The 26,606-nt window shown below is 72.1% G+C and carries 20 protein-coding genes; 8 read left to right on the top strand and 12 right to left on the bottom strand.

Going from position 1 to position 26,606, the window contains the following annotated elements:
- Positions 1-12 precede the first annotated feature (12 nt).
- From QSJ97_RS07535 to QSJ97_RS07520, 4 genes are read right to left on the bottom strand one after another with little or no spacing between them, the layout of a single operon-like run.
- Positions 13-921: a homocysteine S-methyltransferase family protein gene (locus QSJ97_RS07535; protein ID WP_285671091.1), complete on the bottom strand. Its 909-nt coding sequence runs from the start codon at positions 919-921 to the stop codon at positions 13-15.
- Positions 918-1,553, bottom strand: a complete 636-nt coding sequence (locus tag QSJ97_RS07530; protein ID WP_285671090.1) for a LysE family translocator — start codon at positions 1,551-1,553, stop codon at positions 918-920. Before QSJ97_RS07530 ends, QSJ97_RS07535 begins: the two co-directional genes overlap by 4 nt.
- Positions 1,550-4,000 (bottom strand): GcvT family protein, encoded by a 2,451-nt coding sequence (locus QSJ97_RS07525; protein WP_285671088.1) that lies wholly within the window; start codon positions 3,998-4,000, stop codon positions 1,550-1,552. Before QSJ97_RS07525 ends, QSJ97_RS07530 begins: the two co-directional genes overlap by 4 nt.
- Positions 4,001-4,022: 22 nt before the next feature.
- Complete coding sequence (locus tag QSJ97_RS07520) at positions 4,023-4,613, bottom strand: helix-turn-helix domain-containing protein (RefSeq protein ID WP_285671087.1); 591 nt, start codon at positions 4,611-4,613, stop codon at positions 4,023-4,025.
- Positions 4,614-4,872: 259 nt separating this feature from the next.
- On the opposite strand from QSJ97_RS07520, the gene QSJ97_RS07515 reads away from it, so the two are divergent.
- Positions 4,873-6,273, top strand: a complete 1,401-nt coding sequence (locus QSJ97_RS07515; RefSeq protein WP_285671086.1) for a mechanosensitive ion channel family protein — start codon at positions 4,873-4,875, stop codon at positions 6,271-6,273.
- A gap of 67 nt (positions 6,274-6,340) precedes the next feature.
- Here the strand turns inward: QSJ97_RS07515 and QSJ97_RS07510 are convergent, their stop codons facing one another.
- Together QSJ97_RS07510 and QSJ97_RS07505 are read right to left on the bottom strand one after the other, a co-directional pair.
- A complete protein-coding gene (locus QSJ97_RS07510) occupies positions 6,341-9,580 on the bottom strand; it encodes an efflux RND transporter permease subunit (RefSeq protein WP_285671085.1) in 3,240 nt (1,079 codons plus the stop codon).
- Positions 9,581-9,585: 5 nt separating this feature from the next.
- On the bottom strand, positions 9,586-10,791 hold the full coding sequence (locus QSJ97_RS07505) for an efflux RND transporter periplasmic adaptor subunit (RefSeq protein ID WP_285671083.1): 1,206 nt from the start codon (positions 10,789-10,791) through the stop codon (positions 9,586-9,588).
- Between the two features lie 257 nt (positions 10,792-11,048).
- On the opposite strand from QSJ97_RS07505, the gene prfA reads away from it, so the two are divergent.
- The 3 genes from prfA (at position 11,049) to QSJ97_RS07490 (ending at position 14,200) form a co-directional block, all read left to right on the top strand.
- Positions 11,049-12,101: a peptide chain release factor 1 gene (gene prfA, locus QSJ97_RS07500; RefSeq protein WP_285671082.1), complete on the top strand. Its 1,053-nt coding sequence runs from the start codon at positions 11,049-11,051 to the stop codon at positions 12,099-12,101.
- A gap of 331 nt (positions 12,102-12,432) precedes the next feature.
- The gene (gene prmC, locus QSJ97_RS07495; protein ID WP_285671081.1) at positions 12,433-13,332 is read left to right on the top strand and encodes a peptide chain release factor N(5)-glutamine methyltransferase; all 900 of its coding nucleotides are present in this window, start codon (positions 12,433-12,435) and stop codon (positions 13,330-13,332) included.
- A 190-nt stretch (positions 13,333-13,522) separates the two neighbouring features.
- On the top strand, positions 13,523-14,200 hold the full coding sequence (locus tag QSJ97_RS07490; RefSeq protein ID WP_285671080.1) for a DUF4167 domain-containing protein: 678 nt from the start codon (positions 13,523-13,525) through the stop codon (positions 14,198-14,200).
- Positions 14,201-14,246: 46 nt separating this feature from the next.
- On the opposite strand, the gene rsmA is transcribed toward QSJ97_RS07490, so the two are convergent.
- Genes rsmA through lptF form a run of 6 tightly spaced genes read right to left on the bottom strand, consistent with a single transcriptional unit; the run spans position 14,247 to position 21,583 of the window.
- Positions 14,247-15,116, bottom strand: a complete 870-nt coding sequence (rsmA, locus tag QSJ97_RS07485) for a 16S rRNA (adenine(1518)-N(6)/adenine(1519)-N(6))-dimethyltransferase RsmA (RefSeq protein WP_285671079.1) — start codon at positions 15,114-15,116, stop codon at positions 14,247-14,249.
- A 7-nt stretch (positions 15,117-15,123) separates the two neighbouring features.
- Positions 15,124-16,122: a 4-hydroxythreonine-4-phosphate dehydrogenase PdxA gene (gene pdxA / locus QSJ97_RS07480; protein ID WP_285671078.1), complete on the bottom strand. Its 999-nt coding sequence runs from the start codon at positions 16,120-16,122 to the stop codon at positions 15,124-15,126.
- Entirely contained in the window at positions 16,119-17,048 is a 930-nt protein-coding gene (locus QSJ97_RS07475; protein WP_285671077.1) for a peptidylprolyl isomerase, read from the bottom strand. Before QSJ97_RS07475 ends, pdxA begins: the two co-directional genes overlap by 4 nt.
- Before the next feature lie 14 nt (positions 17,049-17,062).
- Positions 17,063-19,240, bottom strand: coding sequence for an LPS-assembly protein LptD (locus QSJ97_RS07470; RefSeq protein WP_285671076.1), 2,178 nt, complete (start codon positions 19,238-19,240; stop codon positions 17,063-17,065).
- Between the two features lie 49 nt (positions 19,241-19,289).
- Positions 19,290-20,414 (bottom strand): LPS export ABC transporter permease LptG, encoded by a 1,125-nt coding sequence (gene lptG / locus QSJ97_RS07465; protein ID WP_285671074.1) that lies wholly within the window; start codon positions 20,412-20,414, stop codon positions 19,290-19,292.
- On the bottom strand, positions 20,411-21,583 hold the full coding sequence (lptF, locus tag QSJ97_RS07460) for an LPS export ABC transporter permease LptF (RefSeq protein ID WP_285671072.1): 1,173 nt from the start codon (positions 21,581-21,583) through the stop codon (positions 20,411-20,413). Before lptF ends, lptG begins: the two co-directional genes overlap by 4 nt.
- A gap of 221 nt (positions 21,584-21,804) precedes the next feature.
- On the opposite strand from lptF, the gene QSJ97_RS07455 reads away from it, so the two are divergent.
- The 4 genes from QSJ97_RS07455 (at position 21,805) to QSJ97_RS07440 (ending at position 26,579) form a co-directional block, all read left to right on the top strand.
- Positions 21,805-23,295, top strand: coding sequence for a leucyl aminopeptidase (locus QSJ97_RS07455; RefSeq protein ID WP_285671070.1), 1,491 nt, complete (start codon positions 21,805-21,807; stop codon positions 23,293-23,295).
- A gap of 168 nt (positions 23,296-23,463) precedes the next feature.
- A complete protein-coding gene (locus QSJ97_RS07450) occupies positions 23,464-23,949 on the top strand; it encodes a DNA polymerase III subunit chi (RefSeq protein ID WP_285671068.1) in 486 nt (161 codons plus the stop codon).
- Positions 23,950-25,129: 1,180 nt separating this feature from the next.
- Positions 25,130-25,768 (top strand): DUF1326 domain-containing protein, encoded by a 639-nt coding sequence (locus QSJ97_RS07445; protein WP_285671067.1) that lies wholly within the window; start codon positions 25,130-25,132, stop codon positions 25,766-25,768.
- Between the two features lie 4 nt (positions 25,769-25,772).
- Positions 25,773-26,579: a DUF2182 domain-containing protein gene (locus QSJ97_RS07440; protein ID WP_285671066.1), complete on the top strand. Its 807-nt coding sequence runs from the start codon at positions 25,773-25,775 to the stop codon at positions 26,577-26,579.
- Positions 26,580-26,606: the final 27 nt, after the last annotated feature.

The following is a 26,606-nucleotide window of genomic DNA, read 5'->3' as shown; positions in this document are numbered from 1 at the left end:
CGGGCACGGCGCTCACGCGAGGTCTCCGGCGGTCTCGTAGCCCGCATCCGCCAGCCGCTGCGCCGTCGCCGCGATGTGCTCGGGGCCCACCTCGCAGCAGCCGCCGACGATCGCCGCCCCCGCCGCGGCCCAGCCAAGCGCGAAGCCGGCATAGACCTCGGGGCCGAGATCCTCGCGCGGCTCGAGCGCCGCCACGGTGCCGCCGGGCCGCAGCGCCGCCACCGACTTGAAGCCGTTGGCATAGCCGCCCCAGGGCAGACCGAGCGCGCCGAGCGCATCGGTGGCCGCGTCGATGCTCTCCGGGTGGCAGCAATTGGCCAGCACCGCCGCCACCGGCAGATCGGCCAGCGCCGCCGCCGCCTCGGCGATCGTCTCGCCGCCGCGCAGATGCGGGTCGCCGCCATCGCGCAGCGTCAGCGCCACCCAGACCGGCCGGCCCGTCTCCGCCGCCGCGGTCGCCGCCAGCCGCGCCTCGCGGCCCGAGGTCATGGTCTCGCAGAGGAAGACATCCACATGCTCCGCCTGGATCTCGGCGATCCGGCGGTAGTCGTCCAGCGCCTCGGTGTCGCCCGGCGTGAGATCGGCGCGGTAGGAGCCGATCAGCGGCGGTAGGCAGCCGGCGATGCGCACGCCGTCCACCGCAGAGGCCTCGCGCGCCTCCTCCGCCAGCCGGCAGGCGGCCTGCTGCAGCTCGCCGAAGGCCTCGGGGTAGCCGTCGCGCGCCAGCCGCGCCGGGGTCGCGGTGTAGGTGTTCACCGTGATCATCCGGGCGCCTGCGGCGATATAGTCCTCATGCACGGCGCGCACGATGTCCGGGGCCTCGCGCATCACGAAGGTGCCCCAGAGCGGGTGCACCGGATGGCGCGAGCGCAGGATCAGCTCCTGCCCCATGCCGCCGTCGAGGAGGACGATGCGGCTCATCTCCGGCCCTCCACCGCGAGGTCCTTGCCGGCCAGCAGCACCGCGGCGCCGATGAAGAGCGCGCCCGAGATCCGGTCGAGCATCGGCCCGGTCAGCGCCTTCACCCGCCTGAGCGAGCGCGTGGCCAGCACGCCCCAGCCGACCAGCATCGCGCCGTCGACCGCGAGATAGGTCACGCCGAGGATCGCCACCTGCGGCCAGATCGGCAGCGCCGGGTCGATGAACTGCGGGAACAGCGCGGCGAAGAAGACCACCGCCTTGGGGTTGGCCGCCGAGGTCAGGAAGCCCTGCCGGTACAGCACCGCGGGGCGCGGGGTTCCGGCGGGCGTCTGCCGGCCGGCCCGCCCGGCCCGGCGGATGCGCGCGATCCCCATCCAGACGAGATAGCCGACGCCCGCCCATTTCACCACGGTCAGCGCCTCGGCCGAGCTCGCCACCAGCGCCGCCAGCCCGAAGCCCGCGGCGGTCATCTGCAGCGCGTTGGCCGAGAGGTCGCCGGCCATGGTCGCGAGGCTCGGCCGCACGCCATGCGCGAGGCTGTTGGCGATCATCAGCAGGTGGCTCGGCCCCGGCGGCGAGCCGAAGAAGACCGCGATCACCCCGAGATAGGCGAGATAGGTCTCGAGCGTCATGCCCGCAGCCTCGCGTTCTGCGGGTCCCACAGCGCCTGGCCCGGCGCCACCCTGGCGCCGACGCGGGTGCCGAAGATCTCCACCTCCAGCTCGGTGCCCGGCGCCGCGAGATCGCTGCGCACCGCGCCGAGCGCGATTGAGGCACCGACCCGGTAGCCCCAGGCGCCGGAGGTGGTCTCGCCGACCACCTCGCCATTCGACCAGAGGGTGGACATGTAGGGCGCGTCGAAGGGCGAGTCCTCGAGCGTCAGCGCCACGAAGCGCTTCGCCGGGCCGCGCTGCTTCTCGGCCATCAGCGCCGCCTTGCCGGGGAAATCCTGCGCCTTGTCGAGCTTGACGAAGCGGTCGAGCCCGGCCTCGAACATCGTGTAGTCGGTGGAGAGGTCGCCCTTCCAGGCGCGGTAGCCCTTCTCGATGCGCAGGCTGTCGAGGGCATACATGCCGAAGGGCTTCAGCCCGTGCCGCGTGCCCTCCTCCATGAGCGCCTCCCAGATCACCGGCAGGTCATGCGGCTTGGCATGGATCTCCCAGCCGAGTTCGCCGGTGAAGGAGACGCGCACCAGCCGCACCGGCCGGCCGGCCATGTAGGAGATCTGGTGCGTCAGCCAGGGCTGCGTGAGATCCGCCTGCGCCAGCGCCCCGATCAGCCCGCGCGATTTCGGCCCGGCGACGATCAGCGCCGTGCTGGTCTCGGTGATGTCGTTCAGCCGGAAACCGGCATGGGGCGGCATGCGCGAGAGCAGCAGCTCGCGGTCATGCTCCTGCGCCGCGGCGGCGGTGATCAGGGTCAGCTCGTCGTCGTCGTCGCGGATCACCGAGAACTCGGTGACCACCCGGCCGCGCTCGTCGGCGATGTAGACCAGGCCGATCCGCCCGGGCCGCGGCAGCGCGCCGGTGATCTGCCCGCGCAGCCATTCGCCGACGCCGACGCCCTCGAGCCGGAAACGCGCGAAGCCCGGCAGGTCGAGCACCCCCACCGCATCGCGCACCGCAGCACATTCCTCGGAGATGCGCGGCTCCCAGGGCCCCTTGCGCTCCCAGGTCTGGGTCGCCTCCTCGGAGGTGTCGTCGTCCGGCTTCGCGAACCAGTTGGCCCGCTCCCAGCCGCCATAGGCGCCGAACTGCGCGCCGAGCGCCTTCAGCTCGTCATGGATCGGCGAGAGCCGCTTGTCGCGCCCCGCCGGCCAGGCATGGCGGGGGAAATGCATGGCGTATTCGTGACCGTAGACCTCCTTGGCCTTGGCCACGCAGTGGTCGTGGTCGGCCCAGGGCCCCCAGCGCCGCGGGTCGCAGGACCACATGTCCCACTCGGTGCCGCCCTCGGTGACCCATTCCGCCAGCACCTTGCCGGCGCCGCCCGCCTGGCAGATGCCGAAGGTGAAGACGCAGGCCTCGAAGGCGTTCGGCACGCCTGGCATCGGGCCGATCAGCGGATTGCCGTCCGGGGTGTAGGGGATCGGGCCGTTGATCACGCGGCTGAGCCCGGCCTTGGCCATCAGCGGCACGCGGGCGAGCGCGTCCTCAAGATACCACTCGATGCGCTCCAGATCGTCCTGCCAGAGCTGGAAGGAAAAATCCTCCGGCATCGGGTCGTCCGGCGTGACCCAGTGGGCGCGGCAGTTGCGCTCATAGGGGCCGAGGTTGAAGCCCATCTTCTCCTGGCGGAGATAGTAGCTCGAGTCGACGTCGCGCAGCAGCGGCAGCTTGCGCCCCTCCGCCTCAGACCAGGCGCGCAGCTCCTCGACCTCCTCGAACAGGATGTACTGGTGGCTCATGGTCGCCATCGGCACGGTGCGGCCGAACATGGCGCCGACCTCCTGCGCGCGGTAGCCGGCGGCGTTGACCACGTATTCGCAGCGGATCTCGCCCTTCTCGGTCTCGATCACCCATTCGGCGCTGTCGCGCCGCACGCCGGTGACCGCGCAGAAGCGGATGATCCTGCCGCCGAGATCGCGCGCGCCCTTGGCCAGCGCCTGGGTGAGCTGCGCCGGGTCGATGTCGCCGTCATGCGGGTCGTAGAGCCCGCCGGCGAGGTCATGCGTCTCGAGGAACGGATAGCGTGCCTTCAGGTCGTCGTTCGAGCAGATCTCGATATCCATGCCCTGGTAGCGGCCCATGCCCTTCACCCGCTCGAACTCCTGCATCCGCTCCCGGGAATGCGCGAGCCGGATCGAGCCGGTGACGTGATAGTTCATCGGGTAGTCCACCGCCTCGGCCAGCCCGCGATAGAGATCGACCGAGTAGCGCTGCATGTTCATGATCGACCAGGAGGCCGAGAAGGTCGGCACGTTGCCGGCGGCATGCCAGGTGCTGCCGGAGGTCAGTTCGTTCTTCTCGAGCAGCACGCAGTCGGTCCAGCCGGCCTTGGCCAGATGGTAGAGGCAGGAGGCGCCCACGGCCCCTCCACCGATGATCACGACGCGGGCAGTGGATGGGATATCGGACATCAGGCTCACCTCTGAATGGGCATCAGTAAACGGGGGGCGCGATCACCCAGATCGCGACGGCGGGCTCGCGGCCCGGATTGCGCCAGCGGAACGGCTCCTCGCGAAGGCGGAAGCTGTCGCCGGGGTGCAGCTCGAAGACCTCGCCGCCGATCCAGAGATCGAGCCGGCCGGAGATCAGGTAGCCGGCCTCCTCGGTGGGGCGCCGCGCCGGCTCGGCGAGCTCGGCGCCGGGATCGAAGACCGAGCGGACGATCTCGAAGGAGCCGGAGAGGTCGGGCGAGAGAAGCTGCTCGGTGAGCCCCTGCGCCGCCGATCCGAGCACCCGCCGCGCGCCCTGGCGCACGATGTGGCCGCGCTCGCGCTCCGGCCCCTGGTTCTCGCCGAAGAACAGCGACAGCGGCTGCTCGAGCGCTGCCGCGATGCGCCTGAGATCGCCGATCGTCGGCTCCGAGATGCCGCGCTCGATCTGGCTCAGCCAGCCGACCGAGCGGCCGATCCGCCCCGACAGTTCGGTGAGCGTGAGCCCCCGTGCCCGGCGCACCGCGCGCACGTCGCCGCCGACGCCGGAATGGCTCGGGCGGTCGGCCGCGGCGGTCTCGGCGATGTCTGGCACTGCAAGACTCCCTGCGTCGTTCGTGAAATTCTGCGCAGAATTTTCACAGACGGCGAAAGCCGAATCCGACATCTTGCATGACATTTGCGACCAATGCGCTTGCCCGCCGCAACATCCGTGCTAGCCTCGCTGAATTGTAAGCGTCCCTGGGGGGATTTTGGCGACACCGTCGCGCCGAAACGCTCCCCGGGCCACCGAAACGGCTCCGTGGCCGCAGCTCTGGCCGACAACACGCGCAACCTCCAATCGGATCATTCCCATGACAAAGATGTTCTCCCTGGGCCTCCGCCCATTCCGGGGCCTTCTCGCCCTGCTGGCGCTCGCGCTGATGCTCGCCGCCCCCGCCGCCATTGCGCAGGACGCGGCGGAGGACGGGCCGGCGCTGGCCCCCGAGATCACCGACACCGCCTCGGACATCGACATCTTCACGCTCCGCCTGATCCCGCTCACCAAGGACGAGCTGGCCGCCGCCGCCGAGGCATGGCTCGGCATCGTGCGCGACAAGACCGAGGCGGTGATCGAGGCTCAGATCAGGCTCGCCGATGCCGAGGGCGAGGCCGCCGATGCCGCCCGCACCGCGCTGGCCGAGCTGACCACCGGGCGCAAGGCGCTGTTCGACAAGTATGCCACCGTGATCGACAGCTGGGAGAAGAAGGGCGGCGACGAGGCGGCGATCGCCGAATACCGCGCCTATCGCTCGGCGATCATCGTCGAGGAGACGCGCACCGCCGATGCCGAGACGCTGATGACCCAGGCGCTGACCTGGGCCTCCGACAAGGACGGCGGCATCCAGCTGGTGATCGACGTCTCGATCATCCTCGTCTCGCTGCTGGCGCTCTACATCGTCGCCCGCACCGTGCGCAGGCTGGTCGGGCGCTGGATCGGCCGGGTGCCCAACCTCTCGAGGCTGCTGCAGTCGTTCCTCGTGATGGTGGCCTACTGGATCACCATGGCGATCGGGCTGATGGTGGTGCTCTCCGGGCTCGGCATCGACATCTCGCCGGTCTTCGCGCTGATCGGCGGTGCCTCCTTCATCCTCGCCTTCGCGCTGCAATCGACCCTCGGCAACCTCGCCTCCGGCCTGATGATCATGCTGAACCGGCCCTTCGACGAGGGCGACTATGTCGATGTCGGCGGCGTTGCCGGCACGGTGAAGTCGGTCTCGATCATGTCGACCACGCTGGTCACGCCGGACAACCAGATCATCGTGGTGCCGAACTCGAATGTCTGGGGCAACACCATCACCAACGTCACCACCAGCCCGACCCGGCGCGTCGATCTGGTGTTCGGCATCGGCTATGACGACAGCATCGAGGCGGCGCAGAAGGTGCTCGAGGAGATCGTCGCGGCGCATCCGCTGGTGATGTCCGAGCCCGCCCCGGTGATCCGCGTGCACGAGCTGGCGGACAGCTCGGTCAACTTCATCTGCCGGCCCTGGGTGAAGGGCGGCGACTACTGGACCGTCTACTGGGACCTGATGCGCCAGGTGAAGCAGAACTTCGACGCCGCCGGGATCTCCATCCCCTATCCGCAGCAGGACGTGCACATGCACCAGGCCGCGCCGAAGACCGCGCCGGCCGAGCGCGCGGCGCCGCCGAGCACGGTCAGCGGCGGTGCGGGCACGGCGAGCGACCAGGCCCGCGGAGCCGACGGCGCCTGATCGCATTGCCGTGCGGCGAGACCGGGCGCCGGGGGCATCCTCCGGCGCCCGTTTTCATGGCGGGCGCCTATTCGGCGGGGTGCGCCCGGCGATAGCCATCCCCCGGCGCGCGGTCATCGTCGTAATAGCCGTCGTCACCGGCATCGTCCTCGATCTCCGCCGGCGCCGCGCGGTGGCGCTCCGAAACGCCGAGCGTGAGGCGCAGGAGCGGCGGCACCAGCAGCAGCGTCAGCACCGCCGACATCGAGAGCCCGCCCACCACCACCGAGCCGAGCCCGCGATAGAGCTCCGAGCCCGCACCGGGGAAGACCACCAGCGGCAGCATCCCCATCACGCTGGTCAGCGTCGACATGAAGATCGGCCGGATGCGGTTGCGCGTGGCCTCGAGGATCGCCTCGTCGACCCCCATCCCCTCCTCGCGCAGGTGGTAGAGCGACTGGTGCACGAGCAGGATCGCGTTGTTCACCACGATGCCGATCAGGATCACGAAGCCGAGCAGGGTCAGCATGTCGAGCGACTGCGCCTGGAACTGGTTGAGCACCACCAGCCCCGCCACGCCCCCGGCGCCGGCCACCGGCACCGAGATCAGGATCACCAGCGGCAGGATGAAGCTCTCGAACAGCACCGCCATCACCAGGAAGACGATGACCAGCGCCAGCAGCAGGTTGACCTGCAGCGCCTCCCAGGTCTGGGTCAGCTGGTCCGCCGCGCCGGAGAGCGAGAGCTGCACGCCGGGCGGCAGCCCCTCCGCCCGCAGCGCGCCCACCACGTCCTCGGCCATCATCTCGAGTGCCGTCTCGAGCGGGATCGCCGTTGAGGGGCGCAGCTCCAGCGTGACCGTGCGCAGCCGCTCGCGGTGGCGGATCTGCGTCGGCCCGGCGGTGAGCTCGAGGCTCGAGAGCGCCGAGAGCGGCACGATCCGCCCGTTGGGCGCGACCACCGGGAAGCCGCCGATATCCTGGGTGCGCCGGCCCTCCTCGTTGGCCGAGGTGCCGAGCAGGGTCAGGTCGATCCGTTCCGAGCCGACGGTGATCTCGGCGATGCGCAGCCCGTCATTGTAGGCGTCGAGCGTCTGCGCCAGGGTGCGCGCGTCGATCCCGGCATCGGCCAGATGCACCCGGTCGGGCACCATCCGCACCTCCGGCGCGCCGAGTTCGAGGCCGGGGATCGGGCGGAACTGGTTGTCCTCCATCGGCGGGAAGTTGGCGACGATCTTGCCGGCGGCGCGCTGCGCGACGCCGAGGATCTCCTCGAGGTCCTGGCCCTGCACGTTGAGCTCGATGGCGCGGCCGCCGCCGATGCCGCGGCCGAAGAGCGAGCGCTGGTTGATGAAGCCGAAGGTGCCGGGCTCGGCGAAGATCGGCGCGCGCAGCACCGGGATCAGCTCCGCCACCCGCCCCGGCACCTGCGCCGAGCCGCCGAGAAAGGTGGAGCCGCGCACCGCGACGAAGAAGAAGTGCCGGATGCCGGGCAGCTCGGTGGTGCCGTCGTCCTCGAGCTGCCAGAGCGGGCGCGCCACCGCCTCGATCCGCTCCGCGATCTCGGTGGTGGTGGCGAGGTTGTAGCCCGGCGGCGGCAGGGTGACGCCGAAGACGAGGTTGCGGTTGCCCTCCGGCAGGTATTCCAGCTTGGGCAGGTATTCCGCCGCACCCCAGAGCGCCGCGCCGGTGATCGCGCTCACCACCAGGAGCCCGATCAGCCGCACCTTCACCGTGATCCAGGCATAGCCGCGCACGATCCAGGCGAAGAGCCGCCCGAAATGGTCGACGATCGGCACCGGCATCACCGAGAGCTGCGCCTCGTCCCGCCCCAGCAGCCGCGCCGAGAGCGCCGGGATCACGGTGACCGCGACCACCAGCGAGAGGCAGACCGAGACCGAGATCGCCACCGCGAGGTCGCGGAAGAGCTGCCCCGCCTCGAGCTCCATCACCAGGATCGGGATGAACACCATGACGGTGGTCAGCGCCGAGACGAGGATCGCCCCCCAGACCTGCCGCGCGCCCTCATAGGCGGCCTGCGCCGACGGCACCCCGAGCTGGCGCAGACGATAGATGTTCTCCAGCACCACGATGGCGGCATCCACCACCATGCCCACGGCGAAGGCGATGCCGGCCAGCGAGATCACGTTGAGCGTGCGCCCGAGCGCCGCCATGGCGACGAAGCTCGCCACGATGGAGACCGGGATGGCGAGGCTGATCACCAGCGTTGCCGAGCCGGAGCGCAGGAACAGCAGCAGCACCCCCGCCGCCAGCAGCCCGCCGACCCAGATGTTCTGGATCACGAGGTCGATGGCACCGTCGATATAGACCGTCTCGTCATAGACCTGGGTGAGGGTCAGCCCCTCGGCGGCCAGCGGCCCGTCGCGCAGCTCGGTGATGGCGGCGCGGATGCCCTCCATGGTCTCGATCACGTTGGCGCCCTGCTCGCGCACCGCGTTGACCGCGATCGCCGCCTGGCCGTTCTGCCGGATCCGCGCCGTCGGCTCCTTGTGGCCGAAGCGGATCTCGGAGACGTCGCGCATGAAGACCCGGCCGAGCGCATCGGCGGTGCCGGCAGCGCCCGAGCGCAGCACCACCTCCTCGACCGCCGCGACGGTGTTGAGCTCGCCCTCCGCGCGCACCACATAGCGCCGCTTGCCCTCGTCGAGATCCCCGGCCGAGAGCGAGATGCTCTCCCGGCGCAGCACCTCCACCACCTCCGGGATCGTCAGGCGGAAGCGCGCGAGCTCCTCGGGGTCGATGATCACCTGCAGCTCGCGCTCGACCCCGCCATAGACATTGGTCGCCGCGACGCCATCGACGCGCTCCAGCCGCTCCGCCACCACGTCGTTGACGAAATCGCCGTAGTGCTCCATCGGCCGGGTCACGCCCTCGGCGCGGCGCACGATCATCCAGGCGATGGGGTTGTCGTCGGAGCCGGAGGTGTCGAGCGTCGGCTCCTCCGCCTCGGCCGGATAGCCCGAGACCCGGTCGAGCCGGTTGGCGACCAGCGTGAAGGCGCGGTCCATGTCGGTGCCGATGGCGAATTCCAGCGTGATCCGCGCGCGCCCGGTATCGGCGGTGGAGATGATCGTCTCGAGCCCCGAGAGGCCCTTTATCTCGTCCTCCTGCGGGTTGATGATCTCGCGCTCGACCTCGGCCGGCGCGGCGCCCGCCCAGACCGTGGTGACCTCGATCACCGGCTTGCGCACGTCCGGGGTGAGCTGGATCGGGATCCGCGCCAGCGCCAGCGCGCCGAACATCACCGCCATCATCACCGCCGCGATCACCGCGACCGGGCGCTCGATGGCAATGCGGATCGGGTCCATGCGCCTCAGCCCCGGCCGGGAGCGGGGGCGGTCGCGGCCGCCTCGGGGGCGCGGTCGACCGGCGGCACCAGCGTCGCCGTCACCGGCTGGCCGGGGCGCAGCCGCTCATTGCCGCGCACCACCACGATCTCGCCGGGCTCGAGGCCCGAGAGCACCTCCATCCGCGCGCCCACCGGCTCGCCCAGCGTGATCGTCCGCGGCACCGCCTTGTCGGCCTCCACGACGAACACCATCCAGCCGCCGCGGGCCTGCACCAGCGCATCCTTCGGCACCGTCACCGCCTCGCGCGGCACGCTCACCGGCACCTTCAGCAGCACCGAGCGGCCGGAGGCCAGCCGCGCCGGGTCGATCGCCGTCAGATCCACCGCGAAGCGCACCGGCCGGGTGCGGGTGGTCTGGGTCTCCACCGGCAGCAGGCTGCGCACCACGGCCTCGGTCGTCGGCCCGTCCTGGAACACCGCCTCCACCGCCAGCCCCTCGCGCACCGCGCCGATCAGCTTCACCGGGATGTTGGCCTCGATCTCGAGCGCGCCGATGTCGAGCAGCGTCGCCACCGGCGCGCCGAGCGCGATGTAGCTGCCGGGCTGCGCCGCCTTCGCCACCACGATGCCGGCGAAGGGCGCGCGGATCTCGGCATGGCGCCGGTCGTATTCGGCGCGCGAGAGCTCGGCCTCGGCCCGGGCCACCTGGGCCGCCGCGCGGGTGAGCTCGCTCTGGGCCTGCGCGACGCTGGCCTCGAGATCCTCGAACTGCCCGCGCGAGAAGGCGGTGGAGCCGCGCAGCTGCGACTGCCGCTCGAAGGCCTGCACGGCAAGGCGCATCTGCGCCTCCGACACCGCGACGCCGGCCTGTGCCGCCTCGAGCGCGGCCTGCGAGGTGCGCAGGCGGATGTCGATCAGGTCGCGGTCGAGCCGCACCAGGAGCGCGCCGGCCTCCACCGCGTCGCCGACGCGGAACAGCACCTCCGAGACGATCCCGGCGGTGCGGGTCGCGACCTCGCTGCGGGTGGTGGCGACGAGCTCGGCAAGGATCGGCGTGGTGTCGGCAACCGGGCGGCGCTCCACCCGCTCGGCCTTCACCGCCGCCGGGCCCTGGGCCTGGGCCGCCGCCGGAAGCGGTGCAACGGGGCCGAGCCCGAGGCCGAACGCCAGCGCGAGCGCCGTCAGAACCTGGGTGGCACGCCGGCCGTTGGCGGGATTTGGCCAGATCATGGCGGTCCGCTCCTCGTTCGGTTGATCGGTAGATCGCCTGCCGCAGCCGGCATCGGCAGGGCCCGCGAGCCGGCACCGGGCGCCGCCGTCTCCGGCCCGCGACAACATGATCCGTTTGTCCGGTCCGGGCAAGGCCACAGTGCCGGCTTCGGCGACCGCGCCGGACCCTGTGCCGGCCCGGCGCCGGCCCGGCCACGGCATGCGCCCGGCCAGCGCCCGGCTTGACCTTCGCGCGGCCGCGGGGCAGGACGCGGCGCATGGTCCCCGAAGAACGCCTCAGAGAGATCCTCGAGCGCCACGCCTATCTCGAGGCGCGGCTGGCCGCGGCCGCCGATCCCTCGGAGATCGCGGCGGCGAGCCGCGACTATGCCGCGCTCGGGCCGGTGGTCGACGCGATCCGCGACTGGCAGGGCGTGACCGAAGGCCTCGAGGAGGCCCGGCGCATGCTCGCCGATCCGGAGATGGCGGGGCTCGCCGAGGAGGAGATCTCCGCCCTCGAGGCCCGGCTGCCCGCGGCCGAGCACGCGCTGAAGCTCGCCCTCCTGCCCCGCGACGAGGCCGACGACCGCGCCGCCATCCTCGAGATCCGCCCCGGCACCGGCGGCGACGAGGCGGCGCTCTTCGCCGCCGATCTCTTCGCGATGTATCGCCGCTATGCCGAGAGCCGCGGCTGGCGCGTCGATGTGCTGGAGGAGACCGTCTCCGATCTCGGCGGGCTGCGCGAGCTGGTGGCGGCGGTGCGCGGCAGCGGCGTCTTCGCCAGGCTCAAGTTCGAGAGCGGTGTGCACCGGGTGCAGCGCGTGCCCGAGACCGAGACGCAGGGGCGGATCCACACCTCGGCAGCCACCGTCGCGGTGCTGCCCGAGGCCGAGGAGATCGACATCGAGATCCCGGCGGGCGAGATCCGCATCGACACCATGCGCGCCTCCGGCGCCGGCGGCCAGCACGTCAACACCACCGATTCGGCCGTGCGCATCACCCATCTGCCGACCGGGCTCGTGGTGACCTCCTCGGAGAAGTCCCAGCACCAGAACCGGGCGCGGGCCATGGCGGTGCTGCGCGCGCGGCTCTACGACATGGAGCGCCGGAAGGCCGATGCCGCGCGGGCGGCGGAGCGCCGCGGCCAGGTCGGCTCGGGCGACCGTTCCGAGCGCATCCGGACCTACAACTTCCCGCAGGGCAGGGTCACCGACCACCGCATCGGCCTCACGCTCTACCGCCTGCCGCAGGTGCTCGAGGGCGGGCTCGACGAGCTGATCGACGCGCTGATCGAGGCCGATCACGCGGCCAGGCTGGCCGAGCTCGGATGATGCCGGGCTCCGCCGCCCCCTGGCCGCCGACCCGCAGGGCGCGCGCCCGCCAGGCCGTCGCGCGCATGCCCGGCAGCCCCTCCGAAGCGCCGCGTCGGGCGTCCCGCCTCCGGCTGCCGTCAGGTCCGCGGCGGTCTTCCACAGGTACGCCGGTGGCCACCGGCACCCGGCTGCAACCGGCACCGCCCTCGGAACCGCGCCGCGGGCGGATCGGTGCCGCCAGCGAAGCGCCCGACGCGGCGCCTTCGGAAACCGCTGGCCGTGGGGCTCTCCGGCCGTGGCGGCGCGCGTTGGTCGGCAGGCCCGGCTCGCTGCCCGGAGGAGCCGCCCGGTGAGCGCCGCGCACCCTGCCCCGCCAAGCCGCCAGGCGCTCGCCGCCGAGATCTCGCGGCGCCTCGATGCGGCCGGTCTCGCCGACCCGGCGCGCGAGGCGCAGCTGATCCTGCGCTGGGCCTCCGGGCTCTCGCCCCGTGCATTCGCCGCCGCCCGGCGCGACCCGCCCGGCCCGGTCGAACGAGCCCGCGCCGCCCGCGCCCTCGCCGCGCGCCTCGACCGCCGGCCGTTCTCGCATGTCACCGGCCGGCGCGCCTTCTGGGGGCGGGATTTCTGCACCGGCCCCGAGGTGCTCGATCCGCGGCCGGAGACCGAGACCCTCGTCGCCGCCGCCCTGGAGGCGCGCTTCGCCCGGCTGCTCGATCTCGGCACGGGCAGCGGCTGCCTGCTGCTCACCCTGCTCGCCGAGCGCCCCGGAACCACCGGCCTCGGCACCGACACGAGCGGCCCGGCGCTCCGCATGGCCCAGCGCAACGCCCGCCGGCTCGGCCTCGAGGCCCGTGCCGTGTTCGCCCGGGCCGACTGGGTCGACGGCCTGCCGCCCGGCACCTGGGATCTCGTCGTCTCCAACCCGCCCTATATCGCCGCGCACGAGATCCCGGGCCTCGCGCCGGAAGTCGCCCGCCACGAGCCGCGCGCCGCGCTGACCCCCGACAGCGGCCCCGCGGGTGACGGGCTCGGCGCCTATCGCCGGATCGCCGCCAGCCTGCCCGAAACCCTGGCGCCCGGCGGCCGGGCCATCCTCGAACTCGGCCGCGGACAGGCCGCCGCGGTCGCCGGGATCATCGAGGCGACGGGCCTCGCCGTCGCCGGCCTGCGCCGCGATCTCGACGGCAACGAGCGCGCGATCATCGCCGTCCATGGCAAAAAAACGCCGAAAAGCACGCTTTCGGGTTGAGCAAGGCGGGAAAGCGGGTATATGAGAGGTGTATCCGGAAGGTAGCGGGCGTTTTTTCCGCTTTTGAGGGCTTCCGGATCTTGGCAGCAGCTTCATACGTCCACTGCCCTGCCGCCGGCGCGGACCGGATGTGCGGGGCATGCGACCATCCGAAAGCTCGCCGAGCCGGTTCAAGAGCAGTCTGGGGCCCATGAGACCTACGCAAAAGAACAACCGCACCCGAGGGCGCGGCAACCGCAAGACCAACGGCAACAATGTCAACCGCGTCTATGACAGCTCCGGCCCCGAGGGGAAGGTGCGCGGCACGCCGCAGCAGATCATCGACAAGTATCTCTCCCTCGCGCGCGATGCGCAGACCTCGGGCGACCGGGTCATGGCGGAGAACTTCCTCCAGCACGCAGAGCATTACCAGCGCATCCTGATCCTCGCCAATCCGGGGCAGCCGGAGCGCCGGGACAATGCGAACGGCGACGGCGACGAGGACAGCTTCTCGGGCGGCGGCGGCGGCGAGCAGCCCCATGCCGAGGAGCGCGGCGAGCGGCAGGACCGTTCCGAGCGCGGGCGCCGGCGCGACGCCCCGGGCGAGGGCGAGCAGCCCGCGCCTGCCCCGGCACAGGCCCAGGAGCCGCAACCGTCGCCGCCCGAGCCAGCGCCGGCGCGGGCCGAGACGGCACCGGTTGACAGCGGCGTCAGCGGCCTGACCACGATCGACCCGGAGGGTTCGGATGGCGAGGGCTCGCTGCTCGTCGCCACCGAGGAAGAGACCTCGGCCAGCCAGCCTCCGCGCAAGCGCCGCGGGCGTCCGCCCAAGAAGGCGCAGGCCGCCGAAACCTCCGAGCCGGCCGAGCCGCAGCCCGACGGCGCCTGACCGGCGCCCGATCCGGGCGCTGGCCCGGCGGCACGGCGAAGGCGGCTCAGCCCGCCTCGCCGCCGCCCGGCGCCGGCCGGTAGGCCTCCGCCAGCGCCAGGAATTCCGGGATCGAGAGCGTCTCGGCCCGCCGCGTCTCGGCGATGCCGGCGGCCTCCAGCAGCGCACCCGGCTCCGGAACCAGCCCCTTCAGCGCCTGGCGCAGCATCTTTCGCCGCTGCCCGAAGGCCGCCGCCACCACCCGCTCCAGCACCGCCGGATCGGTCTCGGCCGGAGCCAGCCGCGGCACCACCCGCACCACCGCCGATGTCACCTTGGGCGGCGGCGTGAAGGCGCTCGGGTTCACCGAGAACATCAGCCGCGCCTCGGCCCGCCACTGCGCGAGGATCGAGAGCCGGCCATAGGCCTTCGACCCCGCCGGCGCGACGATGCGTTCCGCCACCTCGCGCTGGAACATCAGCGTCAGGCTCTCCCACCAGGGCGGCCATTCCGGCGGCGTGAGCCAGCGCACCAGGAGCTCGGTGCCGATATTGTAGGGCAGGTTGGCGCAGATCCGCGGGGCCGGGCCGCCGGCACCGAACAGCGCCGCCGGGTCGATCTCCAGCGCATCGCCCTCGATCACCCGGAGCCGGCCCGGATGGTGCGCCGACACCTCGGCCAGAGCCTCGAGGCAGCGCGCGTCGCGCTCGATCGCCACCACCTCGGCGCCGCCGGCAAGCAGCGCCCGGGTCAGCCCGCCGGGGCCGGGGCCGATCTCGACCACCCGCGCGCCCTCGAGCGGCCCGGAGGCCCGGGCGATGCGGCTGGTGAGGTTGAGATCGAGCAGGAAGTTCTGCCCGAGCGACTTCTTCGCCGAGAGCCCGTGGCGCGCGATCACCTCGCGCAGCGGCGGCAAACCGTCGGGTGCCAGCGTCACGGGCCGCTCACGCCGCCGCCTGCCCGGCCCGCGCTGCGGCCATGCTGCCGGCAAGGTTCAGCGCCGCGATCAGGCTGTCCGCCCGGGCGATGCCCCGGCCGGCGATGTCGTAGGCGGTGCCGTGATCCGGCGAGGTGCGGATGAACGGCAGGCCGAGGGTCACGTTGACGCCCTCGTCGAAATCCAGCGCCTTGATCGGGATCAGGCCCTGGTCGTGATACATCGTCAGCGCCACGTCGTAGCGCGCCCGCGCGGCGGGGTGGAACATCGTGTCCGCCGGCAGCGGGCCGGCGACCTCGATGCCCTCGGCGCGCAGCCGCGCAACCGCGGGGGCGATGGTCTCGATCTCCTCGCGGCCCATGGCGCCGCCCTCCCCGGCATGGGGGTTGAGCCCGGCCAGCGCCAGCCGCGGCCGCGCGATGCCGAAATCCCGCGCGAGCGCCGCGGCGGCGATCCGCGCGGTCTCGACGATCAGCTCCCCGGTCAGCGCCGCCGGCACCGCGGCGAGCGGGATGTGGATCGTCACCGGCACCACGCGCAGCGACGGCCCGGCCAGCATCATCACCGCACGCGGCACGCCGCCGAGCTCGGCGAGATACTCGGTGTGGCCGGGGAAGGCGAAGCCCGCGCCGTCATAGAGCACCTTCTTGTTGATCGGGTTGGTCACCACAGCCGCCGCGGCGCCCGAGCGGGCCAGCGACACCGCGGTGTCGATCGCGGCGACCACGGCCGGCGCGTTGGCGGGCTCCGGCTGCCCGGGAACCACCGGCGCGGGCAGCGCGAGCGGCAGCACCGGCAGGCCCAGCGGATAGGCGTCCGCCGCCTCCTCTGCGCCTGCGATGGTGATCACCGGCGCGGCGCCGGGCAGCGCCGCAAGCCGTGCCGGGTCGTCGATCAGGAAGAAGGGATGCGCCACCCTGCCCGAGGCCCGCGCCGCCAGCGCGATCTCCGCGCCGATGCCGGCCGGGTCGCCCATGGTCAGCGCCAGCGGCGCATGCCGGCTCATCGCAGCTCGATCATCGCGTCGCGGCGAAGCTCCTGGATCAGCCCCTGCGAGAGCAGGTCGAGCCGCTTGTTCATCATCTCGCGGCGGACCTCCTCGCGCAGCGCCTCGCTGGTCGGGCCGCCGCCGCTGCCGCGCCGCGCCGTCACGCGCAGGATCGAGAGCCCGCCCTGCACCGGCTGCGGCGGTGTCACGCCGCCATCGGGCAGCTGGGCGAACACCGCAGCCAGCCCCGCCGGAACCTCGCGCGCGCTGACCCAGCCGACCTCGCCGCCGCGATCGGCGGAGGGGGCGCGGGAATAGCGCGCCACCGCGGCGGCGAAATCCCCGCCCGCGTTGAGCTCGCGCCAGAGCCGGTCGGCCAGCGCCCGGGTCTCCGCCTCGGTGCGGCCCTGGTCGCGGAACGGCAGGCCGATCTCCTGGATGCGGAAGGCCTCGGCGCCGCTCTGCGCGGAGAGCGCGATCTCGGCGTCGATCTCCGCCTCGCCGAGCTCGATCCGGCCGCGGAAGCGCGCCCGCACCACCTCGCGCCAGAGCATCTGGCCGCTCACCAGATCCTCGATCGCCTGGTCGGTCACCCCGGCCGCCTTGAGCCGCGAGACGAAGGCCTCCGGCTCCAGCCGGAGCTGCTGCGCAACCTCGGCGACACCGAGCTCCACCACCTCCCGGGTCGGCTCGAGGCCGGCATCCTTGGCCGCCTGGATCTTCAGCCGGTCGTCGATCAGCTGGTCGAGCGCCAGGTTCGCCAGCTCCTCCTGGTTCGCCCCGCCGGCGCCGAGCGTCGAGATGATCCGCGCGCGCTGATCCACGTCATAGGCCGTGATCACCGCGCTGTTGACCGTCGCGACCGGGCGGAACGGGGTCTGTGCCGCCGCGCCGCCGAAGCAGACCGCCGCGATCGCTGCCGCCGCCAAGAGCCCTCGCCACATCGTCCTTATCCTCCTCAGCCGCCAAAACCGGTGCCGCCGAGCGTGAACAGCTCGACGGTGATGCCGAAGCTGGTTCCGGCAGACACGTTTTCCTGGTCGGTGAAGCTCCGCCGCACGAAGGCGGTCACCGAACAGCACTCGTTTGCAAATCGCACCCCGCCGCCGAGGCTGACCCATTCCCGCCGCTCGATGTCGCGGCGCAGGAAGCCGTTGACCGACCACTCGTCGGTCACGTTCCAGCGGGCCCGGGTAAACAGCTCCTCGCGGTCGTCGTCGGCGCCCTCGTCCGGGTCGGCCTCGAGAAACACGTATTGCAGGTCGAAACCCACCTGGCCGAAGCGCAGGCCGAGCTCCGCCTCGTTGCGCGTGACCTCGAGCCCGTCATCCGCCACGCGGATCCGCTGGCTCACGGTAACATACGGATCGTAGCTTGCCGACCAGGCGCCCACCCAGTCCGACGCCATGCCGTCGAGCCCGGAGCCCTCGGAGAAGGCGGTCTCCTCGTCGAAGCGCAGCACCCGGCCGACGGTGGCGTCGAAATCGAGCCCGAAATCGCTGTAGAGCGCATAGCGCAGGCCGAGGTTGAAGCGCGGCCCCTCCTCGACACGGTCATAGCCGTTGAAATGGCTGCGGTCGAACAGCGCTGTCTCGTCGAACTCGGTGATCAGGCTGTCTTCGTTGGGGATGTCGTCGTCGTTGCCGCCATAGGGCGCGAGGATGAACTGCGCCACCGGCTCGATCACCTGGGTGATGCCCTCGAAGCCGCCGGTGCTGGCATCCGAGACGAAGGGATAGCGCGCCTCGACGCCGATCAGCGGCGCGAAGCGGAAGGCGGTGGGGTCCTGGTCCGGATCGTCGCTGTCGCCGATGAAGAAGGCATCGCCGCGGATCTCGGCGAAGCCCTTCAGCGCCAGCCCGACCGGCAGCAGCAGCTCGCGCTCCCAGTCGAGGCCGAAGGAGATCCGGCCGGTGTCCTCGCCATTGGTGCGCAGCAGCCCCTGCGAGTTCATGAAGGCGCCGATCCGCCCGCCGGCCAGCGGGTCGTCGAACTCGTAGCGCGCCGCCATGTCCGGGATCACGAAGGGGATCTGCCCGGCCGGCTCGTCGTCGCGCAGCGACTGGAAGCGCGCCGTGCTGATGTCGAAGAAGCCGTCGCGGGAATAGCTCGAGGCGAAGAGCTCGCTGGTCAGCCGGTCCTCGTTGGAGAAGTCGAAATAGGCGAGATAGGCATCGTCGGAGGCGAACTTGACATCCCAGCCCCAGTCGAAGCTGTCGAAGGCGCGGAACAGGCCCTCGCTGTCGACATGGCCGTGCAGCTCGCGGTCGCCGGTGAAGTCGGAGCGCACCGCCGAGCCCTTGAAGAACAGGTTCCCGGTCTCGAAGGCGCGGCGGAACTCGAGCTCGCCCACGATCCCGTCATTGGTGGTGACGAAGGGGGTGAGGGTGAGGTCGGTCTGCTCGTCGATCACCAGGAAATAGGGCAGCTTGACGCCGTAGCCGTAGTTCTCCGCCGAGGAGGAGACCGAGGGCGTGAGAAAGCCGCTGGCGCGCTCCACCGTCGGGTCGGGATGGCTGAAATAGGGGGTCCACAGCACCGGCACGCCGAACACCTCGAGGCGAGCGTCCTCGTAGTGGATGATCCGGTTCTCCTGATCGTGGATCACCTGCCGCGCGCGGATGCGCCAGAGCGGCGTCGGCTCGTCGGCGCAGACCTCGCAGGCCGAATAGACCGCGCGGGAGAGGATGTTGTAGCGGTCGTCGACCCGCCGCGCCTCCACCGCCGAGAGGCGGGAGTAGCGGTCGAGCACGCTCTGCGCGCCCTTCAGGATGCCGTCCTTCAGCTCGGCGTCGAGATCGGCGAACTCGGCGAACAGCGTCACCCCGGTGGGGTCGCGCAGCACGAGGTTGCCCTCGGCGCGGATCCGGCCGGTCGCGTCGTTGTAGATCAGGCGGTCGGCGGTCAGCGTGCGCTCGCCGTAATAGACCTCGACATTGCCGCTGGCGACCAGCTCGCGGGTGGTGGTGTCGTAGTCGATCTCGTCGGCCACCAGCGCCACCGGCGCATCCGGGTCGAGCTCGGCATCGATGGTCTGTGCCAGCGCGCCGCCCGCCCCGGAGCCTCCGCCGGGCAGGACGAGCGCGGGCGCGACGGCGGCCGTCGCGACCAGCAGCGCACGCATCCAGACAGCCATCGGCCCTCCCCCCGGTCGGTGGCGCACGACGGCGCCATCGAGAGCCTTTCTAGCCGTCTTCGAGATGCAGCAGCAAGCCCAGCGAGAAGAGCACCGCCGCCGCAGGAGGCCCCCAGGCGGCCAGCAGCACCGGCACAGCCCCCGAGGCGCCGAGCGCGCCGGCGACATCGGAGAGGAAGAAATAGGCAAAGCCCGTGAGCACGCAGCCGAGCGCCATCGCCCCGAGCCCGCCGAAACGGGCATGGCGCATCGAGAACGAGGCCCCCACCAGCACCATCGCGGCGAAGATCACCGGCGCCGAGAGCAGGGCGTGCCAGTGCAGCCGGTGCCGGCTCGAGGAGAAGCCCGATTGCTCCAGCACATCGATGAAGCCCGGCAGGTCCCAGAACGAGATGGTGCGCGGCGGCGCGAAGCTTTCCTGGATCTGCTCCGGCGTCAGGTTCGTCGGCAGCGTCATCTCGTCATGGCTCTGGGGTTCGGTGTTGCGCGCGGCCTCGCCGAGATCGCCGAGATCGGAGCCTCCGACATCCCAGACGAGCGCCCCGCTTAGCCGCCAGAGCCCCTTCTCGAGCACCGCCCGGCGCGCCTCGATGCGCTGCTCGAAGCGGTCGTCCGCGCCGAAGCGGAACACGCTGACGCGCCACAGCTGGCGGACGCTTTCCGAGGCCCGGCGGGCGCGGATCACGGTCTGTCCCTCGGCACCGCCCTGGCGCAGCCAGATGCCCCCGCCGGTGACCGAGAGCCGCGACGAGCTGCGGCCGAAATTCGCCTCCTCGAGCGCGTCGAAGCGCTGTGCGAAGGCCGCCGCCACGGGGTTGTAGATCGCGAAGGAGGCCACCCCCATCAGCACCGCCACGATCAGCGCCGGCCCGATCAGCGCCCAGACCGAGACCCCGGCGGCACGCATCACCACCAGCTCGGAGCTGCGTGAGAACCAGGCGAAGCAGACCATGGCGGCGAGCAGCACGGTGAAGGGCGCGGCGGTGATGGTGACCGACGGCGCGTGCAGCACCGCCATCCAGACCAGCTCGAGGAAATCCGCGTTGCCGGCGCTGTTCTTGGCCAGCAGCTCGACGAGATCCACCACCACGACGAGCGAGAGCACCGCGAGGAAGGTCGCCACCGCGATGCCGAAGAAGCGCCGCGCGACATAGAGGCCGAGGGTCGCGGTCATCTCGCCGCCCCGCCGCGCGTGTCGGGCGGGCCGTCGTCGGCGTCTTCCGGCGCCGCGCCGCCGGGGGCGGACGGGCGCCGCGGCATCATGCCCCGGCCCGACATCATGTAGACCGCGACCGCGATGCCGAGCACCGGCGGCACATACATCAGCGGCCAGAGCGCCGCCTCGGCATTGGTCGCGCTCTTCGCCGCGAGGCCGAGCAGCCGCAGCCCCAGCGCCGCCACCGCCGCCAGCACGATGCGCCCGGCGAAGCCCTGCCGGCGGAAGCCGAGGCTGACGATCAGCGCCGCGCCGAGAAAGGGCAGCGCCAGCGCATAGAGCGGCCCGGAGAGCGCCTCATGCGCCTCGGCGCGATACTCGCCCAGCGAATAGGGCCCGGTCTCGCCCTCGCCGGCGCCGAGCAGCTCGGGCAGGTAGAACTCGCTCGGCTTCCTCTGCCGCGGCCCCTGCTCGGAGTTGAGCTGGCCGAGATCGTAGGACAGCCGCTCGAAGCGCAGCACCGAGATCGGCGCGTCCGGGCGCGCCGCCTTGCTCTGCGCCAGCCCGTCGAACATCACGATCTTGGGGCTGTTGCCGTCGTTCACCAGGACCGCGCGCTCGGCGGTGTAGGTGACGATCTGGTCCGGGTCGCGCTCGTCATGCACGAAGACCCCGAGCAGCTCCCCAGGCCGGCCCATGGTGCGGAGATAGATCGTCACCTTGAAGACCGGCGAGACGAAGGCGCCCTCGCGCAGGAAGGCCGCCGCGACGTCGCCGCGCACCTCGGTGATGCGCTCCTGCATGATCCGTTTGGTGGTCGGCATCAGGTAGAGCGTGGTCGCCATCAGCGCCAGCAGCACCAGGGTGCCGAAGATCGCCACCGGCCTGAGCAGCGAGACGCCGGAGAGCCCGGCGGCGAAGACCACCACGATCTCGCTGTCGGAGAACAGCCGGTTGACCGCATAGAGCACCGCCGCGAAGCCCGCCACCGGCAGCACGATGGCGAAGACCGTGGGTAGCAGCAGCGCGGTGAACTCGAGGAAGACCCGCGCCGACTGGCCGTTGTTCACCACCGTGTCGATCACGCGCAGCGACTGGCTGAGCCAGATCACCCCGGTGAAGACCAGGACGAAGAACAGGAACGGGCCTGCGATCACCCGCAGGAAATAGCGGTCGAGGACGGTCATCCGGATTCCGGTGGTGGCCGCGGGTCAGGGCTGTCAGATAGCGCCTCGACCCCTCCTAGACCAGATCTCCGGCGGCGGGAAGCCATGCGGCCGGTTCCGCATGGCCCCCTGCCTCGCCCGCCGGCGCGCGCATGCCGCGCCCTCTCGTCGCAAGGCGCTGGTGCGGGCCGGCAATAGGCGTTAGCTCTCTGGTGTCCGCTTGCAACCGGGGAGAGACCGCCATGATAACCGCACCGACGCCCGTGAGCTTTGCCGCCGAGTCCGATGCCGACTGGGCCGCGCTCGAGGGCACCCTCGTCGTCTTCGCCGATGGCGGCGGCGCGCTCTGCCCCGGCGCCGCGGCGGTGGACGGGCTCGCCGGCGGCGCGCTCTCCCGCGCGGTGGCCGACAAGCGGTTCAAGACCAAGGCGGGCACCGTGCAGGTGCTGCGCTATCTGCCGGGGCTGAAGGCCGACACGGTGATCCTCGCCTGTCTCGGCGCCGAGCCCGGCGGCGCGGCGGCGCGCAAGACCGGCGGCGCCATCGCCAAGGCGCTGCCCGAGGGGGCTGCCACCATCGCCACCGCCGGCGCGGGCCCGGAAGCGGTGCTGGCCGAGACGCTCTGCGCCGCGGTGCTGCGGCTCTACGATTTCCGCGAGTACAAGAGCGCCGATCCCGAGGACGAGCCCCCCGCCCCGCGCAGCCTCGCCGTGCTGGCCGAGGCGCCGGAGGCGCTGGCCCGCGCCTCGGCCCCCTTTGCGGCGCTGGCCGAGGGCATCTTCTTCACCCGCGATCTCGTCAACGAGCCGGCCAACCGCCTGACCACCGACGAGTTCGCCGCCCGCCTCGCCGGCATGCAGGAGCTCGGCGTCGAGGTCGAGATCCTCGGCGAGACGGAGATGGCGGCGCTGGGAATGCGCGCGCTGCTCGCCGTCGGCCAGGGCTCGGAGAGCGAGAGCAAGCTCGTGGTGATGCGCTGGCAGGGCGGCGCGGAGGGTGCGGCGCCGCTCGCGCTCGTCGGCAAGGGCGTGGTGTTCGATACCGGCGGCATCTCGATCAAGCCGGCCGGCGGCATGGAAGAGATGACCATGGACATGGGCGGCGCCGGCGTCGTCGCCGGTGTCATGCGCACGCTGGCGCTGCGCAAGGCGAAGGCCAACGTGGTCGGCGTCGTCGGCCTCGTCGAGAACATGCCCGACGGCTGCGCCCAGCGCCCGGGCGATATCGTCAAGTCGATGAAGGGCGAGACCATCGAGGTGATCAACACCGATGCCGAGGGCCGGATGGTTCTGGCCGATGCGCTCTGGTACACGCAGGAGAAGCTGGCGCCGGCGGCAATGGTGGATCTCGCGACGCTGACCGGCGCGGTGATCGTCGCGCTCGGCAACCACAATGCCGGCTGGTATGCCACCGACGAGGATTTCTCGGCCGATTTCGCCGCCGCCGCCGAGGCCGCCGGCGATGCCGCCTGGCGCCTGCCGCTCGGGCCGAAATATGTCGAGCAGATCAAGTCGAAGAAGGCCGACATCAAGAACACCGGCGGCCGCGCCGCCGGCTCGATCACCGCGGCCGAGTTCCTGCACCGCTTCGTGAAGGACGACTGCCCCTGGATCCATATCGACATCGCCGGGGTGACGCTGACCGACACCGGCACCGATCTCGCGCCGAAGGGCGCCACCGGCTGGGGCGTGGCGGCGCTCGATCGCCTGGTGCGGGAGAAATGGGAGGGGTGATCCTGCAGCCCCGGCGCCGCGGCCCCGCCCCGGCGCCCGCATGCCCGGCGGGCAGCACGCGGCGCCGGCGCCGGTTCGCCTTTGCCCGGCCCCTGCGGCGCGGCGGCAGGCCCGCGGCACGCCGGCCGGCCGGCTGCGGCACCGGCTGCCGGCAGGGGATGGGCGCGCATGGCTGAGGTGCGCTTCTATCACCTCACCGGGAGCACGCTGGAGCAGGTCCTCCCGGTGATGCTGGAGCGCTGCCTCGAGCGCGGCTGGCGGGCGGTGCTGCGCGGCGCGAGCCAGCCCCGGCTCGAGGCGCTCGACCGGCTGCTCTGGACCTGGCGCGACGAGAGCTTCCTGCCGCACGGGCTGGCCGGCGCCGCGCCGGAGGGCCCGGAGGTGCACCCGGTCTGGCTCACGGCCGGCGAGGAGCTGCCCGCCGGCACCGCAGCGCTCTTCCTGATCGACGGCGCGGCCTTCGCGGCGGAGGTGGCCAGCGGGCTGGAGACGGTCGCGCTCCTGTTCGACGGGCGCGACCCCGCGGCGGTTGACCGTGCCCGCGCCGACTGGCGCCAGGTGGTCGCCGCCGGGCTCAAGGCGGTCTACTGGGCCGAGGACGGCAATGGCGGCTGGGTCCGCCGCGCCGAGGCGGGCGGGACGAGCCGGTCATAGCTCCGGGCTAGGGCGAACAAGCAGGCCATGCAGACCGCCGCAAACCGGGCCTCGATCGGGGTGCGGCGAAGAACGTGACGTCCAGCCACCGAGCGAGGAGCAGCATCAGGAATGCGGGCAGCGTCGCTTCGGGGCGCGGCCCGGGGGCCAAGGCGCGTCACGGCCGTCCCGCGAGGATCGCCGCACCTGCGCTGCAAGGCCCGGCCGAAACCGGGGGAGAACAGGCCGGCCCACACCGCCGTGCCGGTCGGCCCGATCACCGCGAGCGCGCCAGATCGCCGAGCGGATGCGCGAGGACCCAGTCGAAGAACGGCGCGGCGATCCGGAACCGGTTGGCCTGCGCGCTCACCGAAGGGTGGGCGCGGCCTGCCCTGCTGCGCGTGGGTGCACGCCGAAGTTCTTGGATCCGCTCGCAGGCGAGGCGCCGCTGGCCGAACCGCTCTCGCCCTACGCCCAGGTCGACCCACCCTTCGGGCGATGCGAGGCAGGTAGGGCCACCGCCTTCACCCGGTCTTGCGCCGCGCCGGTGCCGCCGCGATCTCCGCCGCGTTGGCCGCCCCTCTTTGCAGGATGATACCGGCAGATCCGCAGGGTATGTCCCTGGCGCCATCGGCTCTTGGACGACCATGGGCGGGATCGCGCTGTGAACGGTGCGCGCCGGTGCTGTCCGGGGTCCGGCTCGCGGAACTGCCGGATCAGCGCCTTGCCGCTCCCCCGCAGCGCGCCAGGGCGAGGCGGCCCGCTGCGCAGGGGATCGGGCTCCGAGGCTTCCCCTTGCCCGAAAAGGCCCGGCGCACCGGATCGCGTCCGCTGACGCGGGGGTAGTGGCCGTGCGACCCTGCGCCCCTGCCCAGGCTCGCAAGGGGATGCCTGCTCGTCCCTGAGCATGCGCGGGGCCACGCCACAGGCAAGCCGGGCGAGCCCGCCTTCAGCGGCCATGGCGCCGGCACGGCGGCGGTGCGCAACCTCGCCCGAGCCCGAGCCCGAGCCCGCGCGGACGCGAAAACCGCCGCGCCGTATCGCCGGGGATGGCGGGAACCGGCGCGCTGCCGCCTGCCCCGTGCCGGGTGGCGGGGGCCGCTTCCAGGGCCCGGGCGCGGGAAGATTGCGCGCGCCGGCATAATTACGTAAGGTCAACATTGCAGGGTGCGGGATGGGTTTCCATCATTGAGAGGTCCAGATGGCAGACTGGGAAATCCACGGACGAGAGATGGCCACCTGCAATTGTGTCTATGCCTGCCCCTGCCAGTTCAACGCCCTGCCCGACAAGGGATGGTGCGAGGCGGCGGTCGTCTACGTCGTCGAGCGGGGCCATCACGGCGCCGTGGCGCTCGACGGCCTGCGCATGGGCGCCACCTACAAGTGGCCGGGCGCGGTGCACGAGGGCAACGGCACCATGCAGCTCTTCATCGACAGCGCGGCGACCGACGAGCAGGCCGCGGCGCTGGAGAAGATCATGACCGGCCAGGACACCGACGACATGGCGACGATGTGGTGGATCTTCCACGCGATGTCGCCGAACCGGCTGCCGACGCAGCGCCTGCCGATCAGCGCCGAGTTCGACATCGCGGCCCGCACCGGCAAGGCCGCGCTCGGCGATGTCTGCGAGTTCTCGGCCGAGCCGATCCGCAACCCCGTGACCGGCGCGCCGCACCGGGTGCGCATCGACCTGCCGCACGGGTTCGAGTATCGGCTGGCCGAGATCGGCTCCGGCCGCGCCTCGACCCGCGGCGAGATCGAGCTGACCGGCATCGACGGCACCTATGCGCAGTTTGCCGAGCTGCACCTCTCCGGCCGGGGCGTGCTGGAAGCGGCCTGAGGCGATGGCCGGGAGCGTTGTCGAGGGCGTGCTGCGCCGCGACCGTGCCGTCCTGATCGGCGCGATGGGGGTGCTCTTCGTGCTGGCCGGGCTCTACACGGTGCTCGGCCTCGGCATGGAGATGACGGCGCTCGAGATGACGCGGATGGCGGGCCCGGCGCAGATGCCGGGCATGACGCAGCCTGCGGCCTGGGGCGCCGAGCATGCCCTGCTCGTCTTCCTCATGTGGTGGGTGATGATGATCGCGATGATGATGCCCGCCGTCGCGCCGGTGATCCTGCTCTATGCCGTGCTGCTGCGCCGGACCTCCGAGGCGGCGCTGGCGCCGCGGGCCGCGGCGGCGTTCCTCGCGGGATATCTCGCCGCCTGGGCCGGGTTCGGGCTCGCCGCGGCGCTGGCGCAATGGTGGCTCGAGGCGGTGGGTCTGGTCTCGGCGCGGATGATGACGCTGGTCGGCACGGTGCCCGGGGCGCTGGTGATGATCCTGGCCGGCGCATACCAGTTCTCGCCGCTCAAGGATGCCTGCCTGACGCATTGCCGCTCGCCGGCGGAATTCATCGCGCGGCGCCGCCGGCCGGGGATCGCCGGCGCCGCCCGCATGGGGGCGGAGCACGGCATCTACTGCCTCGGCTGCTGCTGGGTGCTGATGGCGCTGCTCTTCGTCGGCGGGGTGATGAACCTCTACTGGATCGTCGGGCTGGCGGCGCTCGTCGCGGCGGAACGGCTCGCCCCGATCGGCAGGCAGGTCTCGAGGGTGGCCGGCGCCGGGCTGATCGCCTGGGGCGCCTGGGCTCTCTCCGCGGCGGGCTGAGGGCCGGCCGCCGCAATCCGCCATCGC

This window comes from Paralimibaculum aggregatum, assembly GCF_030270585.1.
Taxonomy (GTDB): domain Bacteria; phylum Pseudomonadota; class Alphaproteobacteria; order Rhodobacterales; family Rhodobacteraceae; genus Thermohalobaculum; species Thermohalobaculum aggregatum.
The sequence above is the reverse complement of the archived record's forward strand: the minus strand, read 5'-3'. Positions and strand labels throughout refer to the sequence as shown.